At 48.5% G+C, this 16561-nt stretch carries 8 protein-coding genes; 5 read left to right on the top strand and 3 right to left on the bottom strand.

The window, feature by feature from the left end; all coding sequences use genetic code 11:
- Positions 1 to 74 precede the first annotated feature (74 nt).
- The 5 genes from JUB14_RS20775 to JUB14_RS20755 all read left to right on the top strand — a co-directional run bounded on the left by JUB14_RS20775 (position 75) and on the right by JUB14_RS20755 (position 10895).
- Positions 75 to 3140 carry a SusC/RagA family TonB-linked outer membrane protein gene (locus tag JUB14_RS20775; protein WP_207508745.1) on the top strand — a complete coding sequence of 1022 codons (3066 nt, stop codon included), beginning with the start codon at positions 75 to 77 and terminating at the stop codon, positions 3138 to 3140.
- A gap of 5 nt (positions 3141 to 3145) precedes the next feature.
- Entirely contained in the window at positions 3146 to 4840 is a 1695-nt protein-coding gene (locus JUB14_RS20770) for a RagB/SusD family nutrient uptake outer membrane protein (RefSeq protein ID WP_207508744.1), read from the top strand.
- Positions 4841 to 4921: 81 nt separating this feature from the next.
- Positions 4922 to 6649, top strand: coding sequence for an FAD-dependent oxidoreductase (locus JUB14_RS20765; protein ID WP_207508743.1), 1728 nt, complete (start codon positions 4922 to 4924; stop codon positions 6647 to 6649).
- Between the two features lie 420 nt (positions 6650 to 7069).
- Positions 7070 to 8125: an ROK family protein gene (locus tag JUB14_RS20760; RefSeq protein WP_310586176.1), complete on the top strand. Its 1056-nt coding sequence runs from the start codon at positions 7070 to 7072 to the stop codon at positions 8123 to 8125.
- An 82-nt stretch (positions 8126 to 8207) separates the two neighbouring features.
- On the top strand, positions 8208 to 10895 hold the full coding sequence (locus JUB14_RS20755) for a PQQ-dependent sugar dehydrogenase (RefSeq protein ID WP_207508741.1): 2688 nt from the start codon (positions 8208 to 8210) through the stop codon (positions 10893 to 10895).
- A 149-nt stretch (positions 10896 to 11044) separates the two neighbouring features.
- Here the strand turns inward: JUB14_RS20755 and JUB14_RS20750 are convergent, their stop codons facing one another.
- The 3 genes from JUB14_RS20750 to JUB14_RS20740 all read right to left on the bottom strand — a co-directional run bounded on the left by JUB14_RS20750 (position 11045) and on the right by JUB14_RS20740 (position 16339).
- Positions 11045 to 12496 (bottom strand): TlpA family protein disulfide reductase, encoded by a 1452-nt coding sequence (locus tag JUB14_RS20750; RefSeq protein ID WP_207508740.1) that lies wholly within the window; start codon positions 12494 to 12496, stop codon positions 11045 to 11047.
- A 252-nt stretch (positions 12497 to 12748) separates the two neighbouring features.
- Complete coding sequence (locus JUB14_RS20745; protein WP_207508739.1) at positions 12749 to 13468, bottom strand: SGNH/GDSL hydrolase family protein; 720 nt, start codon at positions 13466 to 13468, stop codon at positions 12749 to 12751.
- 249 nt (positions 13469 to 13717) lie between these two features.
- Positions 13718 to 16339, bottom strand: a complete 2622-nt coding sequence (locus JUB14_RS20740; protein ID WP_207508738.1) for a PAS domain-containing sensor histidine kinase — start codon at positions 16337 to 16339, stop codon at positions 13718 to 13720.
- Positions 16340 to 16561 lie beyond the last annotated feature (222 nt).

The raw sequence follows: 16561 nt of genomic DNA, 5'->3' as shown, positions 1-16561 counted from the left end.
CGCCAATGCCAAAAAGTAAAATTCCTAAACCCTTTTATGAACATCACTTTTCTAAACCTCTAAACCCGATTGCTATGCCTAACCTGTTTACGAAAAAATGGCAGATGAGCTGGCTGCTCATACTGTTATTATCGGTTTGCCAGCAGCACCTTGCTTCTGCGCAAACCCAGGCCCTGCGGGGAACAGTAACGGACTCAAAGGGGGAAGCCCTGCCGGGAGTTACTGTTGTAGTGAAAGGTACCACTACTGGTACTACTACCTCTAGTGATGGATCATATCTCCTTAATGTATCTCCGGGCCCCGGTACACTTGTATTTTCCTTCATGGGTATGGAGTCCAAAGAGATTCCTTATGATGGTCCGGGTGTGTTCAATGTAGCCTTATCCGAAGACCTCAAAACTCTTAATGAAGTCGTAGTAGTAGGATACGGCACCCAGAAGAAAGTAAACCTGACCGGCTCTGTTTCGGTGGTGGATGGTGAAATGCTTACCAACCGCCAGGTGGCTTCTACGTCACTGGCTCTGCAGGGAGCCGCTCCGGGTGTGACCATAACTCAGCAATCGGGAGCACCTGGTGGTGATGCTGGTACTATCCGTATTCGTGGTATTGGCTCAGTCAACGCCGGACAGAACCCCCTGATCCTGGTGGACAACGTGGAGATGAGCCTGGATGCCATTGACCCTAATAACATCGCCAGTATCTCAATCCTTAAAGATGCAGCGGCAGCGGCCGTGTACGGTTCGCGGGCAGCCAACGGGGTCGTGTTGATTACGACCAAGCGTGGAGCCAGCGGTGTCAACGTAAGCTATAATACTTACGTAACCAAGCAGGAGGCTACCGACCTGCCCCAGAAGGTCAACGCGCTGGATCACATGAAACTATGGGATGTAGCCCAGGTGAACAGCGGTCTTCCTCCGGCATTCACCCAGCAGATTGCTGACTACGAGAAACTCGGTCCCGATAACATATCCCGCTTCAATACCGACTGGAAGGCTTTGGTACTAACCAACACGGGTCTGATGCACAACCACAACCTCAACGTTTCGGCTGGTACTGACCGCATCAAAGTATACGCTTCCGGTAGTTTCCTGAATCAGAATGGTCTTACGGCAAATACCAACTACAAGCGTACTGACCTGCGCTTTAACACCGACCTTACCCTGACCAAAAAGCTGTCAGCATCAATGGATCTGGTTCTGAACCGTACTGACCGTAACTGGCCCGGTCAGGGTTCACCCGAAACCATCATTAACCGGATGCTGGGCTATCCGGCCGTAGCGCCCGGTCGTTACAATACCGGTGAGTGGGGCGAGGGCTGGTCCAACATCAATCCCGCGGCTCAGGCCGAGGATGGCGGATTCAGCCGAAACATCGTTGACTCCCGTATCCTGAAAGGAACCCTGACCTATACTCCTATTGAAGGTCTGGAGCTGTTGGCTACATACAGCTCTAACTACTACACTGGCAACGCCCGTACCTTTACCGATCAGTATCGAATCTTTGAAGCAGATCCGGCCAACAATACGTTACTGTTTGCTCGTCCCTGGCCGGCTTTGAATTCATTGGCGGAGAGCCGTTCTGAAAACGTTCAGAACCTGTTCCGTACGCAGGCTACCTATAATAAGTCTGCTGGTGATCATAACCTCACCCTGTTGGGAGGTTTTAGTACCGAAGATTTCCGCTCGGTCTTTATCAATGCCTCCCGCCAAAACCTGCTTTCGCCTGATCGCCCCTACCTGGATAGCGGGGACCCGCTGGGACAGACATTGGGGGGTGGAGAAAACCGCTTTTCGATGGTGTCCGTGTACAGCCGTGTCAACTACAACTACAAGGAGAAGTACCTGCTGGAAGTGAACGGTCGCTGGGATGCTTCATCACGTTTCAGACAGAACAACTGGTGGAAGCTATTCCCATCGGTATCGGCCGGATGGCGAATTTCGCAGGAAGGTTTCTGGTCAGGCATCAGCAATATCATCGGCGATGCCAAGATCCGGGCTTCGTACGGTGCGTTGGGTAACCAGGCCCTTTCAAGCTACTACCCCACCTACTCCCTTTTTGAAGCAGGTGCTGGCTATAACTACTACTTCAATGACGTAGTGAATGCGGGCTATGCCCTGACTACCGCCGCTAACCCTAACATCCGTTGGGAGACATCAAAGATCCTGGATATTGGTGCTGACTTCGGACTGCTCAACAACCGCCTGACTATTACCGCGGATTTCTTCCAGCGTGATATTGAGGATATGCTCCAGCGGGTACCCGTACCTACGTATGTGGGTCTGGGTTCACCATTTGTCAACGTAGGTTCAATGCGTAATGCCGGATGGGAATTTGGAGCCGGATGGAGAGACAAGATTGACGACTTCAGCTATCAGGTGCAGTTCAATATGTCAGATGTAAAGAACAAATTGCTGAACAACGGAGGTACGCCTATCATCTCGGGTGCTCGTATCCAGCAGGAAGGCTTTGCGCTTGATTCATACTATGGATATATGGCCGAAGGCTTGTTTCAGAGTCAGGAGGAGATCGACAATGCTCCTTTCCACTTTGGTAATACCAAGCCCGGAGATATCCGCTACCGCGATATCAGCGGGCCCGAGGGTAAGCCTGATAACAAGATCGATAACTACGACCGGACTATCCTGGGCAACTACTTTCCCCGTTATGAATACAGCCTCAATCTGGGCTCACAGTACAAAGGCTTTGATCTGACTGTGTTCTTCCAGGGAGTAGGCAAGCGCGATAACTACTTGTCAGGTACGGGTTCGCAGCCCTTCTATTCAGCAGCTTACCAGGGGTCTATGTTTGAGCATCAGAAGGATTACTGGTCTCCTGAAAATACCGACGCAGCCTACCCTCGTCTGACCAACAACAGTATTGGTAACAACTATGTGGCATCGTCCTATTGGGTCCGGTCAAGTGCTTACCTGCGACTGAAGAACCTCGTGATTGGCTACACCGTACCGGGTGCTATAAGCAAGAAAATCGGAATCGGATCGGCGCGTATCTACGCCAGCGGTCAGAACCTGGTTACCTGGGACAATTTCTTCCCCGGCTTTGATCCTGAGCAACGCGATACGGGTGGTACCTTCTACCCTATCATGAGAACGTATACAGTGGGTCTTAACCTTAAATTCTAAGAAACATGAAAAAGAAAATATTATACGCCGCAGGCCTATGCCTCACGATGTTCCTTTCACAAGGGTGTCAGGACTACCTGGAGCAGGTTCCACTGGATGCTCCCGCTACCGGGCAGTTTTTCAATAACGAAACCGAAATGAACGCGGCCCTTAATGCCATCTACAGATCCGCATATTGGAATGTAGGAAATACGGCCTACCAGTCCATGATGGATGGCTGGACGGATATAGCGCTCCTGCGGGCGGTTGAGCTGGGAGAAGGAAACTTTGATGTGTTCAACGGACATTCAGCCTCCATTTGGCGATTGGCTTACACGACCATCCAGCGGACAAATACTATGCTGGAGGGAATGGAAAAAGGAAAAGATCAGGTAGCACCTGCCACTTACAATCGGCTTCAGGCTGAGGCCCGGGTCATTCGTGCGTGGTCGTACCTCTACCTGACCTTTATGTTTGGTGAAGCCCCTCTGATCACCAAGCCCCTGACTCCGGATGAGTTCTACACTCAAAAGCGTACCCCCCGCGCCGAATTGATTAAGTTTATTTACGATGAGCTTGACGTGGCCGCACAGGTACTGGATTGGGCACCAACGCAGCGCGGCCGTGTCAGCAAAGCCGTAGCCCTGGGTATCAAGGCAAGAGCTGCGTTGTATAATAAGGACTATGCTTTGGCGGCAAGTACAGCCAAGCAGGTAATAGATGGAGCCGGACTGGGCCTAAACCCTAACTTTGGTGATCTCTTTACCCGGGCAGGGCAGGCTCCCAACGCCGGGAAAGAGATTATGTGGGAAGTCCTGTATTCAGACTCTGATCCTTCCAACACCAATTGGTTACCCCTGGGCAGTATATCCCGGGCCGCCGGTGGGCAGTCGGGGCGTTTCCCGCAGCAGCGTCTGGTGGATATATTTGAAGCAAAGGATGGAAAGCGTATTGATGAGTCGGCGGTATATGATCCCCAAAACCCGCGTCTCAATCGTGATCTGCGCCTCAAGTATACTGTTGCCATGCCGGGTGATACCATTAGTATGAACCTGGCTACGGTTGTGTACGATATTTATAATCCTACAACCTCATTCAAAAATGCCGATGGTACCTGGACAACCAGAGCAAACGCCGACTTTAGCAACGCGTTTGGCCCGGCCAAAAGTGGGGTAGGCCTCCTGTGGGCTAAGTACACCCAGACCAACGAAAATGCTTTCCAGGCCCGCGTTAATTTTATTCTTATGCGCTATGCCGAGATTCTATTGACCTATGCAGAGGCCAAGATCGAACTGGGTGAAATCGATGCTTCGGTCATTGAGGCTATTAATAAAGTAAGAAGAAGAGCCAGGCAGCCTGAAGTACCTGTTGCTATTCAGAATGATCAGAATGAGTTGCGTGAGCTGATCCGACGTGAACGTGTGGCCGAACTCGCCATGGAGGGTTTCCGCTGGTTTGATATCCGCCGCTGGGAAATTGCTGATATCGTCATGCCTCAGCAGGTGATGGGTATTGCCAAAGATCCGGCTAAAATGCCTCTGGTACCGAATTTCAAAAAGTCAGCCAAGCACGACCTGAACAGTATACCCACTTACGAGGGACAGGAAAGCCTCCGTATGGTACGCGAAAATCGTTTCTGGTACCCTAAGCTTATGTTGCTGCCGGTACCCCAGGCCGAGCGGGATATCAATCCGGGACTTACTCAAAATAAGGATTGGTAATAGTGAAGTATAAGTAGATATAAATACCTTCACCTTCGCTTGTAAGGTGAAGGTATGTTTTTATAACCAGTGACACGATCAATGAAACGCAGAAATTTTATAGAATTAGTCTCATCCAGTGGGTGTATACTGGCCGCTGGCTCGTTACTACCCTCTTCTGCACTGGCAGAAAGTATAGAGAAAGCAGGTGGCCCCAATGTTGCCCGGGCCCGGGAACTCAAAGCCGATGTAGTGGTAGCCGGTGGAGGTCTGGGTGGATTCGCGGCAGCGCTGGCTTCCCTGCGCAATGGCCTGACTGTAATACTGACCGAGGAGACTGACTGGATTGGCGGCCAGATTTCCCAGCAGGGAGTCCCCCCCGATGAGCACCAGTGGATCGAAACCCACGGGGCGCCGCAGTCGTACCGTGACTTCCGTAACGGAGTCCGTGACTACTACCGGAAGTACTATCCCCTAACTGACGAGGCCCGCGCCCGCAAGAACCTTAATCCCGGTGATGGATCTGTATCCCGTATCTGTCATGAGCCACGGGTAGCACTGGCAGTAATGATGGATACGCTGGCGCCCTACATGAGTAGTGGTAAGCTTACTCTGCTGTTGGAACATAAGGTAACAGGAGCTGATGTAACGGGTGATAAAGTAAGAGCACTGAAAGCCCTGAATAGACGTAGCGGTAACGAAGTAGTGCTGACGGCACCGTACTTCGTGGATGCTACTGAGCTGGGTGATCTGCTACCCCTGACTAAGACAGAGTTCGTGACCGGCACCGAATCAAAAAAAGAAACCGGAGAACTTCACGCGCCTGAGGTAGGCAATCCGCTGAATAACCAGGCCTTCACCATGTGCTACGCCATTGACTATGTGAAGGGGGAGAACCATGTTATCGATAAGCCCAAAGAGTATGCATTCTGGCAGAGCTTTGTGCCTAAAATGACTCCTTCCTGGTCTGGCAAGATGCTGTCCCTATCTTATTCTAACCCCCGTACCCTTGAGCCCAAAGCACTGGGTTTTCACCCGGAAGGAATAAAGACCGAGGCGGATCTGAATCTGTGGAACTACCGGAAGCTCATCAACAAGAATAACTTCCAGCCCGGTACTTACCCCGGCGACATTACCATTGTTAACTGGCCTCAGAACGACTACGTACTGGGCAATATCGTAGGTGTAAGCGAGAAGGAATTTGACAAGCACGTTGAGCGGGCTAAGCAGCAGAGCCTGTCGCTCCTGTACTGGCTGCAGACGGAGGCCCCGCGCCCGGACGGTGGTCAGGGCTGGGCCGGATTGCGCCTGCGTAACGATATCATGGGTACCGAAGATGGCCTGGCCAAGTACCCCTATGTACGGGAGGCCCGCCGGATCAAGGCTCTTTTTACGGTTTTGGAGGAACATGTAGGAGCTGAAAACAGAGCACTAGTAACGGGTAAAAAGACGGGTAACTCCTCGGCTGACTTTTATGATAGCGTGGGGGTAGGGTACTACCATATTGATCTGCACCCCAGCTCGATGGGGGTCAACTACGTAGACTTCGGGTCATTACCTTTCCAGATACCATTAGGGTCTCTGATTCCCAAAAGAGTTGAAAACCTGCTGCCTGCCAACAAGAATATCGGTACCACCCATATCACTAACGGCTGTTACCGACTGCACCCGGTAGAGTGGAGTATCGGTGAAGCTGTGGGTATGCTGGTGGCTCATTCGTTGAAAACTAATGCAATTCCTCGTGCCGTAAGGGAGGATAAGCAGCGATTAGGGGAGTTCCAACGCGTGGTACGGTCACAGGGAGTAGAAACCCAATGGCCAAAGTCTTGATATAAATAAGTAAAGTACCTGAAGATACCAGGCGGAGCTGGTTGTAGCCCCAGCTCCGCCTATACCTGTCGTAGGTAGACCTTGCCTTTACATAAAGTTAATTATCAGCTCCACCTGTTTAGGATATTCTTATAGTAAGTTCATCCTGGATACTTTTTTGTAGGACTTCATTAGACGAACTTTGTATAAAAAATACTACTATAGCTCCTATTTATTGTTAAAATAATTGGAATTAGTCAGTATGTTTGGATAAAATGTAAAGGCCCCTTTATGAATAAAAATAATAGCGTAGCTGTTGTTTCTCAAAGACAGAATAATCTAAAAAAATCCGTTTTAGGATACTTCGCAACCAACGGAAATGCTACCATACCTGATCTCTCTAAAGAGCTAAGTTTCAGTGTGCCAAAGATAACTTCCTTAGTGAATGAGTTAATTAAGGATAGTCTGATCCAGGACTATGGTAAGGTAGAGTCAACGGGGGGGCGTAAACCAAATCTATACGGACTTATTCCTGATTCTGCTTTTTTTATTGGGGTTGAGGTCAAGCAAAGTCAGATCAACATTGGCTTATCAAACCTGCAGTGCGAGCTGGTAAAGGTTTCGGAAGAAATCCCGTATAAGCTGGACAATACACAGGAATCGCTGGACAGCCTTTGCAATGCTATCAAACAGTTCATTAACGGATTGACCATCAATACTGCTACTATACTGGGCATAGGTATCAACTTGTCCGGCCGGATTAACTACAAAACCGGACATAGCTACAGCTTTTTTCACTTTGACGAGCGCCCGCTCAGCCAGATCATCGAAAGCAAAGTAGGTATTCCTGTGTTCCTTGAGAACGACTCCCGGGCTATGGCCTACGGTGAGTTTTGCATGGGGGTAGTGAAGGATGAAAAGAACGTACTGTTCCTGAACCTTGGTTATGGTATCGCGGTAGGCATTATGCTCAATGGGCAGTTGTACTACGGCAAGTCCGGCTACGCGGGTGAATTTGGGCACATGCCCCTTTTCGACAATGAGCTGATTTGTCACTGCGGGAAAAAAGGCTGTCTGGAAACCGAAGCATCAGGCTGGGCACTGACCCGAATGTTCCGGGAGAAGCTTTTGGAAGGCTCTTCATCGGTACTTTCTCTAAAAAATATGGCTCCTGAAGACGTTCAAATGGAAGATATTATCGGGGCCGCCAAGAATGATGATGTATTAGCCATTGAACTCATTGCTAAAATAGGTGAAAATCTTGGGAGGGGCATTGCGTTGTTGATTAACCTGTTCAACCCCGAGCTGGTCGTATTGGGAGGTAGCCTGGCTACAACCGAAGACTATCTGAGCTTACCGATCAAGACTGCCATAAATAAGTACTCGCTTAGTCTGGTGAATAACGATACTGAGCTCAAAATGTCAAAGCTGGGAGAACGGGCCGGTATTGTGGGTGCCTGCTTACTGGTACGCAACCGTCTTTGGGCTTTGGTATAGATATAAGCTACAAATACTACCTCACACTGATGCTATTCTTTGAAAGTGAATGGTGCCGGTGTACCAAACATTATAAGTACTCATGTCTACTAAACTCTTAAATCTACTGGTAGGAGGGGGGCTACTACTTGCCTCTTTTACAACCCCTCAGGATCGATTATCCTCCTTACCTTTTTCGATTGAAGCCATCCCCGACAGCAGTCGCTTTACTCATATGACGCTGGCACAGGGACTGGATGAGCCGATGGAAATGGCCATCCTGCCCAACCTCAACGTCGTGATCGTGGAGCGGAAGGGAGGCGTACGGATGTACGATGCGCAGGAAAAGCAACTTAAGACCCTGGCTCACCTCAACGTTTTCAGCGGTATTGAAGACGGACTACTCGGGGTTGCTATTGACCCGGATTACAAGAACAATAACTGGATCTACTTCTTTTACGGTGTGGGTGGAGAGAAGGCCGTGACCCGCCTTTCCCGAATGGAACTTCGGGGCGATCAACTTGTCCAGTCGACGGAGAAAGTCCTGCTTGAATTCCCGACCCAGCGCAAGTACTGCTGCCACTCCGCAGGGTACCTGCGGTTTGATACCAACGGTAATCTGTTCATCTCGACGGGTGATAATACCAACGCCGAAGAGACCGAAGGCTATACACCGGTAGACGAGCGCCCCGGCCGTGAACTATCCGATGATCAGGCTACTGCTGCCAACTCCAATGACCTGCGTGGTAAGATACTCCGGATCAAGCCCCAGCCAGATGGGACTTACAAGATACCTGAAGGTAACCTGTTTCCGAAGGATGGTAGCAAGGGACGACCCGAGATCTACATCATGGGCAGCCGTAACCCTTTCAGGGTGTCCATCGACCCCAAGAACGGGTATGTATACTGGGGCGATGTAGGCCCCGATACCAAAGTACCTTCAGTCGATGGTGGTGTCATGAGCTTTGATGAGATCAACCAGGCGCGTAAGCCCGGTTTCTTCGGCTGGCCGTACTTCCTGGGCAACAACGAAGCTTTTCCCAAGTATGATTTCGCTACCAAGAAGGAGGGAGCCAGGAAAGATCCTCTAAGTCCGATTAATGATTCACCCAATAACACAGGCATCCGGGAGCTTCCACCTGCGCAGGCACCCATGATCTGGTACGCCAAGGGCGAGTCGAAGCGTTTCCCGTTGGTAGGAAAGGGCGGTGCCAGTGCCATGGCCGGTCCGGTTTATTACAGCGACCAGTACCCCAAAGCTCCCTATAAACTACCCGACTACTACAACGGCAAGTTATTTATCTACGACTGGATCAGGAAGTGGATCATGGCCGTCACGCTGGATGAAAATGGCAACTACGTAAGCATGGAACCCTTCCTGCCCCACCTGAAGGTAGTAGCTCCGATGGATATGCAGATTGCGCACGATGGGGCGGTGTACCTGCTGGCCTATGGTACCAACTGGTTTGCCAAGAGCGCCGATGCCGGCCTCATCCGGGTTGAATATACCGAAGGAAACCGTAATCCGCTGGCTTCCATCAAGGCCTCGGCACTGTACGGAGCGGCGCCTCTGACCGTAACTCTTTCCGCGGCAGATTCCAAAGACTATGATCCAAATGACAAGCTCTCCTTCGAATGGAAAGTAGGTGCCAAGAAGGTGCCGGGGAAGGAGGTGAAGCATACCTTCACCAAGCCGGGCGTATACGATGTGGCACTTACCGCGGCTGATCAGCACGGGGGCAAGGGAGTGGCTACGGTTCAGATCAAAGTGGGAAATACGCCACCTAACGCCAGTATCACTACCAGCTCCAACCAGACCTTCTACTGGGATAATACGGTACTTGATTACAAAGTGGCCATTAAAGATCCGGAGGACCGTCAGATTGATCCGGCCCGGGCGTCGGTTTCATTCACCTACCTGCCTTTTGGTAAAGACATAGCCAGTGCTCTAACCGGTGCCACCCACGGCAACATTCAGCACGCCGAAGCCGAAAAGTTGTATGCCTCTCTGGACTGTCGCGCCTGCCATACCATGGACTCTAAGTCCATTGGTCCAAGCCTGAAAGACATAGCCAAGCGGTACCAGGGGAAAGCCGGTGCCGTAGAGGCGCTGGCCAATAAAGTCATTAAAGGGGGAAGTGGTAATTGGGGTGCCTATGCCATGTCAGCGCACCCTGATCTTGCGGTAGAAGATTCCAAAGCCATTGTAAACTACATACTTTCGTTAGAAGCCAAATCGTCCAGCCTGCCGCTAAATGGCAAATTGAAACTCACCGACCATGTTGGAAAAGGTACCGAAGGGGCTTACGTGCTGATGGCCAATTATGAGGATAAAGGCGCCAATGGTATAGAGCCATTAACCGCCCGGACCCATATGGTACTTCGTAACTCGAAAGTTGAGTTTGAAGACTATGAAGGAGGCAATGTGGGAGTGGTGATTGCTACCGAGATGACAGGTTTCATATCATACATTCGCCGGGTCACTCCGGGTCGGTACGTTAGTTTCAACAAGATTGATCTTACGCATATCAAGTCCATCACCTATAGACTCCTGGAAGAGGGTACGGGTGGTACCCTCGAAGTACGCCTGGGTAAGGTGGATGGTCCATTGGTAAGTACTTTAACGGTACCGGCTGGTAAGGCTCCTGACTACACCAAAGGGTGGAAGGACATAGTAGCTCCGGTGAAGCCGACTCAGGGGGTACATGATCTGTACTACGTGTTCAGGAATGAAAGCGGAGGTGAGAAAGAGATGTTTTTCCTGGACTGGATGCAGTTCAACCGGGAGTAGTACTTAAAGAGAAACTAATACACCAACATACGTGTATCAAACAAAAGGAGCCCTACCTTATTCGTCTGTGCTTTACAGATCATGAGTGTAGGGCTCTTTCTATCTTCTTAATCCAAAATAATTGCTCATATTATTTGTAGGAGTAAAGTCTATTTGTCCAACAACTCATCAATCAGTCCATAGATTTCTTTATTAGATGGTCGCGGAGCATGATTAACTTTGATATTACCCTGCTGATCAATCAGATTGTAGTGGGGGATTCCAGCCATCCGGTAAAGACTGTAGAGGGATGTTTGCTCATCCTGCGAAAATTGATTGACATGAAACCCCTGAGGAGCTTTGTCAGATTTTAGAAAGGTTTTCCACTTCTGAGTCTCTTTATCAGTTGAAACAAATAAGAAAACTATATCCTCATTGCCCTGATAATGCTCTATCATCTTTTTGGAGTGCGGGAATTCAGCAATGCAGGGGACACACCAGGTAGCCCAGGTATCGATGTACACAATCTTTCCTTTGAAATCTGACAGACGTACTTCATTCCCATGTTTATCAGTAGCTACAAAATCCTTAGCGGGTTTGCCTTCTGCCAGATCATTGTATTGTTCAACGATAGGTTCAAGACTGGAAAGGTAAGTTGAGCTAGGGTACTCTACTTTAAAATTACTATAAAGCTGAGCTACTGAAGCCGTTAAACCGTAATCCCTCAGGAGTTTTACAAAATTATAGGCCAGTACGAATTCTCTGATTGGAGCAATGCGTTGGTTTGTCTTGATGACTTCTTCTGTGAGAGATATCAATCGGTCGGTGTCTTTTTCCTTCCCATCTTTTTTTAATGCAAAGTATATCGATCCATGAAGATGAGCGATCATTTCGTAGTCAATGACACTCCGATATAAGGCCATATTAGCCTTTAGATAAGATGCCTTTATGGGAATATTCTGAAGAAAAGTGGGTGCGTCATAGCTGCTCGCTTTTTCGATCGCTTCATGATTCAATCCTCCCAACCAGTTCTTTCTCAATTGCACCAGAAAGTTATTATTATTTATGATGAAATCTTTGAGTGAGACTAGAATACGTTTATCCTCTTTGATGGCCTTGTGTAATGTTGTAAACTCAGTACCAAAGTTGGCTTTGAATTTATTTTGCTCCTCTTTTGGCATACTGCTGAATTGACTTACAATAGCGCTGGCCTTATCCAATACTTTGCCGGCAATCTTATGTGATCGATAAAGATACTGATTCACTACACTCAGCTTTCCTTCAAAATGGAGTCCAGATTCAGTTATGGTAAGTTTCAGGGGCTGATCAGGTACCAGGAAGAGGTTATATACCGAGTCCTTACCCATTTCACCAGGACCTATTTGAGCGATAGTCAGTAGAGTGTCATTAAGGGGGATATCCAGTGTAGCTAGGCCTGATGCATCAATATTTGCTTCGGCCAGTATGGAGGTACCTCCTGTAAAAAGATCTTCAAGTGAAACAGAGGCTTTCTGACCCACACAGGTTTTACAATCAATTATTACCTGAGTCGTAGACTTTTGGGCATTACACGCAGAGGATAAATTAATAAGCAGTATGAGTAAAATCAGGTGTGGTTTCATCAGTAGAGTGGTTAGGTTTTGAATCCATTCTATAAAAGAATGACTCGACTTATAGGTAAGGTAGGTGGGGAAAAGAGAAGTCCAAAAAGTGGAGGGAGAATTTTATCCAACGGTAATCTCCGGTACTTTCTGGACTTCACAATGAATAGCAACTATATAATCTTACTCTAAGCGGGGAGCGGGTTTATGGATCTGAGAGTGTAGGTACTTCAACCAGTTCTGTATGGGTTATATAAGTAGTTCCCACCTAGTTTAGTAGCCAAGTAATTTCTTGAGGTAGGCGGGGTAACTCCTGTCGTCCAGGCTGCCGTCTCCCTTGGTGATACTATCGCCAAAGCACACCAGGCGGTCGTGCGGTTGTGGGTTGTTGATCAGGAACTGGTAAATAGCCACGGCCATGGTTCGATACCCTTCGGGGGTAGGATGTATGCCGTCTGTCTTTTTACTATTTGCTTCGTTCTGGATCAGGCTGTCGGGGGCTTCTCCCACATTGCCTACGGCCTCAAATATGTGGTGCATATCCAGCAGGGGCAGTTGGTATTCTTTGGCCAATTTTTTTATCACCTCATTGACTTTTTCTTTTCTACCACTATGCCCCTCAGGCTCATAAAATTCTTTAGGATGCCGTGTCATCAAGTAGGGCTCGTGTACAGGGAGCAGGGTCATCAGCAGGACGTTACTGTTTATGCCTTTGATGCGGCTGATCATTTCTCTGAGGTTTTTCTCGTACTGCGGTAGGGGGATGTGCTTTTGACTGTTCATGTCGTTGGTACCAGCCTTCAGGATGACCAGATTGGGCTTGTAGGCCAGGCAGTCCTTGTCGATTCGAGCCAGAAGGTCGGCTGTGTTATTCCCTCCTACACCCGCGTTAACAATAAAGGGCTTTTCAGCAGACTTTTGATTCGCAGGTTGGGCAGAGGTACATAGCAGAGGGGAGGCCAGGGTGGCCTTCAGAAAGTTTCTTCGTTGCATTAGTTATTTTTAAAAGTTAATAAGGGATGGCCTGATTGGATGGTTAGGAATAGCAAACAACTGCGTACACTTCATGTGATAATGTAAGTAAACGCAGGTTGCTTTGTAGTCAGTAAAGATAGATACCCTACTCCCATGAGCCAAGTGGAATAGTTAAAATCTATTTACTAATCAGGAGGAAAAAGGGAGATGATCAAGGAGAGTAGTAATAGCTTACGTAGTAGCACCTTACAGATTTGGTGTGTATTGTTAAGTAAGTTCAGGCAAGACAACGACAAAGGTGCTGCCTTCGCCAGGAGTACTGGTAACTGTAATACCTCCGCCATGCTGTTCCGCCACTTTCTTACAAATAGCCAGCCCCAGACCGCTACCTGGGTACTGGCTGCGGCCGTGGAGTCGGGCAAACAGTTCGAAAACCTTAGTACGATGTTCTTCATCAAAGCCAATCCCGTTGTCCCTGACCCTAATGGCGCACCAGTTTTTATTCGATGGTAACTGCACCGCCTCCTGTACCTCCTCCTGACTGGCTGGTCCTGATTCTACTATCACCTGCGGAGTAGTAGAATCATCCGTAAATTTAAGGGCATTACTGATCAGATTTTGAAACAACTGCCTTAGCTGCACGGCATTTCCTCTGATCCGGGGTAGAGTACCTACCTGGATAGTTGCTTTTTTCTCTTCAATGGTGGTTTCAAGGTCCAGCAGGATGTTGTTAAGTATGGTATTCCGCGGGACTATTTCCTGGGCTTCATTCTGGGTTGAGAATCGTGAGTACATCAGGAGCCCATCGATCAGATCCTGCATCCTAACGCTTGAAGACTGCATCCTCCTTATCAGATCCAGTCCGGCGGGGGGTAGTACTTGAGCATACTGTTTTACCAGCATATCCCCGAAAGCGTTGATCTTTCGGGTAGGCTCATACAGATCATGAGAGGCTATATAGGCAAACTGCTCCAGACTGCGGTTGGATTGCCGGAGTTCTTCCAGTAGGGCCTCCTGTTTCTGACTCAGTACAACCCGGTCCGAAATATCCATAAAGGTCAGAATAATCAAACCATTTTTCATCTGGATGAGGGAGAGATCATACCAGAATTCTTTCTTTCCATTGGGGGATGGAAACCTTACCTCAGCCCGGTACGGCTCTTTTTTATCAATTGCTTCAACAAAGCGATTAAAGACTCCTGTCTGTTCGACGATCGGGAAGAGCGAGAGATAGGTATTCCCAACTATATTATTGTGGGGGTTATCTGAAAACCTGACACCGGCCTGGTTGGTCATGACTATCCTGAAGTCAACCAGTGCTCCCTGGTCGTCCTGAATAGGCTCCATCGCAAATATGCCATTGATAGAGCTATCCAGTACACCTTCAACCAGTTCTTTCTGCTCCTGGGCTTCCAGCAGGGCTTTCTGAATATCCGAAATATCAACATAGGTGGTTACGATACCATTGTTGAGCTTTTGCATGGATACCTTCATCCACTTGTGGGAGATAGGGTCGTACCAGTTATCCATCTTCAGAGGTACTCCCGATTCCATGACTGACAGAGCGTCTTTGAGCAGTTCCGGATTATTACCAACCAGTTGCTTAATGGTAAGTCCTACGGCATTGATCGAAAACATTTGTTCAAAAGCGGTTATAGTGGCCCGGTTAGCCTTGGTGATCCTGAAGTCGTCAATCTGACCGGAACCATCGCGGAGGGCTTCTGTGACCAGAATGAAGTTGTCAGAACTATCCAGAATACCATCCAGAAGTTGATTATAAGCCTCCAGTTCCTGCGTGTTCTTCTTGTGGATCGTGATGTCCTTTAATATGGTTAGCATCTGGTCGCCCAGCTTTGACGCCGAAATGTCCATCCACAGCTCCAGACCATCCCGACGATTGTTCCTCTCTATCCTGACAGGTTCACCCGTTTCCAGTACCTGAGCATATTGAGATATATATTCGCACGCACCGGGGGAAAGCTGGGTCAGCGTGAGCTGCTGATAATCCTCATCCGTAAACATACCGGAGTATAACGTAGCCTTATTATATTGAGCAGCCTTGAAATCAATAATCTTACCGTCAGGATCATAGAGAGGATCCCACAGGGCAATTGCATCCTGACTGCTATCTATGATTTGTTGTAAGATAGAAGCCTGTTGCTTCGCCTTCCGTTCGGCAACCTGTTTATCTGTAAGGTTGTAGTAGCTGATAATAACTCCATCGTTATACTTTGACACGGCCACATGGAACGTCTGGTCCTTGTCTGGATAGTGTTTCTCTGATACAAAAGGCTGACCCGTCTCAATCACCTCCACATATCGGGCAAACTGACCCATTTGTTTGGTAGAAGGGTACCATTCGGTGATAAATGTACCTAAGCGGGGCTGTATGCCCAGAAAGGGATTAGCTTCGGCCGCTGCATTCTGAAACACCAATCGTAAGTCTTCAATCTGGCCCGCTTCATTCCTGACTGCTTCAAAAGCCACCACACAGGTCAGGCTGGTGTTTAGCAGATGTTCGCCCAGCGCCTGGGTGAATGGCTTCGCAGGCTCCTTTTTCCTGAGCTGGACGAGTACCGTATTATCAAGCTTATTTACCTCGTAAGAAAATGAGGCATCCCGACCGGCTAGCGGAGATGGTTCGATAATACCCAACTGTTTAACTCCTGACGTATAGGCCCGGTCGATAGAATTGAGCAGAACCATGGAGGGGATCACCTTTTGGATGGGTACCGGAGCAGATATGGGACTAGTCCAGGACAGGATGGACTTGGCCTGTTTGTTGATGGCCTGAACTTCAAATTCTCTTCCATCATCATCTTTGGGAAACTGGCAAATAAGTAACGCATCTGATGCGTTATCAAAGTATTCCAGTACTATATTATGCATAGTGGTAGCCTAGAAAATATATAGCCATAACCTACGGCCGGAAGATAAGTTTTGAATGTCCCTAATGTTGTGAGGCTATAGCCTGTTATAAATGTTCAAAGAAGTTTTCAGACTAAAGAAATACGGATGACTAATCTCGAGTCAGAGGCTTTCGCAGTAGATAATCCAATTCCCGGCAGTAGAGTCCAATTCTAGAATTTTTCAGCCTATTTATGCCTATTC

The organism is Telluribacter humicola (genome assembly GCF_017355935.1).
Lineage (GTDB): Bacteria > Bacteroidota > Bacteroidia > Cytophagales > Spirosomataceae > Telluribacter > Telluribacter humicola.
The sequence above is the reverse complement of the archived record's forward strand: the minus strand, read 5'-3'. Positions and strand labels throughout refer to the sequence as shown.

Coding starts and splice junctions, on each gene's coding strand:
- JUB14_RS20765 (WP_207508743.1), top strand. CDS start 4,922: ATGAAACGCAGAAATTTTATAGAATTAGTCTCATCCAGTGGGTGTATA.
- JUB14_RS20750 (WP_207508740.1), bottom strand. CDS start 12,496: ATGAAACCACACCTGATTTTACTCATACTGCTTATTAATTTATCCTCT.
- JUB14_RS20775 (WP_207508745.1), top strand. CDS start 75: ATGCCTAACCTGTTTACGAAAAAATGGCAGATGAGCTGGCTGCTCATA.
- JUB14_RS20745 (WP_207508739.1), bottom strand. CDS start 13,468: ATGCAACGAAGAAACTTTCTGAAGGCCACCCTGGCCTCCCCTCTGCTA.
- JUB14_RS20770 (WP_207508744.1), top strand. CDS start 3,146: ATGAAAAAGAAAATATTATACGCCGCAGGCCTATGCCTCACGATGTTC.
- JUB14_RS20755 (WP_207508741.1), top strand. CDS start 8,208: ATGTCTACTAAACTCTTAAATCTACTGGTAGGAGGGGGGCTACTACTT.
- JUB14_RS20740 (WP_207508738.1), bottom strand. CDS start 16,339: ATGCATAATATAGTACTGGAATACTTTGATAACGCATCAGATGCGTTA.